This is a genomic window from Mesorhizobium sp. M7A.F.Ca.US.002.01.1.1, from assembly GCF_004022955.1.
Taxonomy (GTDB): Bacteria; Pseudomonadota; Alphaproteobacteria; order Rhizobiales; family Rhizobiaceae; genus Mesorhizobium; species Mesorhizobium ciceri.
In genome coordinates this window covers 1-917 of record NZ_RZQE01000953.1, presented here as the reverse complement: position 1 = coordinate 917, position 917 = coordinate 1, and the positions used below count along the sequence as shown (strand labels likewise).

The window sequence follows — 917 nt, the reverse complement described above, 5'->3', positions numbered from 1 at the left end:
GCCCAATACAATGATGAGCCCGCCTGCATGATGTTCGAGCACGCGAATTTTCGCGGTCGGTCCATCGGTATGGGCCCCGACGATTCCGTGAACTTTCGCGGCGGCCAGTTCTGGAACGACCGTGTGTCGTCGGTGATTGTGCGCCGGGGTTGCGCACTCATTGCCTATGAGGACTCCCGGATGGGTGGCCGCTCGATCGAGATCCGGCGCCGGATCCGCGATTTCGGCGGCAGCGACTGGAATGACCGTATATCGTCGGCGGAGTGCACCTGCGACGATTATTGAGGCCATTTTGGATTAGCCACGATGGATTTCTGGCGGTGGTAGCCATTGGCCGACAGCAGAGCCGGGCCTGCCGGTTGCCTCACCAAGCTGTTCATTGACAAGCCGATTGGCGTCTGTGAGACAATTCCCCAGCAAAAACAAAAGGGGAACCGACATGAACAGGATCGCCGTTCTTACCGCAACTCTGACACTTGCCGCCGGCCTGTCCGCACCGGCGATGGCTGCCACCTCGGTCACTATCGGCATCAGCGGCTGGACAGGCTTCGCGCCGCTGACGCTTGCGAAGCAGGCGGGCATCTTCGAGAAACACGGACTCGACGTGACCTTGAAAAAGGTGCCGCAAGCGAGCCGGCCGCTCGCCATCGCCAGCGGCGACCTGCAATGCGCGGCCACCACGGTGGAGACCTGGCTGGTGTGGAACGCCAGCGGCGTCACCACCAAGCAGATCTTCCAGCTCGACAAATCCTACGGCGCCGACGGCATCGTCGCCCGCAACAACATCAAGACCGTCGCCGATCTCAAGGGCAAGAACGTCGCGTCATCGGCGCCGGGCACGTCGCCCTATTTCATGCTCGCCTGGGTGCTGAACAAGAACGGCATATCGACGAAGGACGTCACCGTCGTCAATCTGG

General features: G+C 61.4%; 2 protein-coding genes. Both read left to right on the top strand.

Annotation, left to right across the window (positions count from 1 at the left end; translation table 11 throughout):
* The coding region (locus tag EN932_RS36995) for a peptidase inhibitor family I36 protein (protein WP_128369568.1) at nucleotides 1–285 on the top strand (285 nt) is incomplete at its 5' end.
* Nucleotides 286–439: 154 nt separating this feature from the next.
* Nucleotides 440–917: ABC transporter substrate-binding protein (locus EN932_RS36990; RefSeq protein WP_164890885.1), on the top strand; the 478-nt coding region annotated here is incomplete at its 3' end.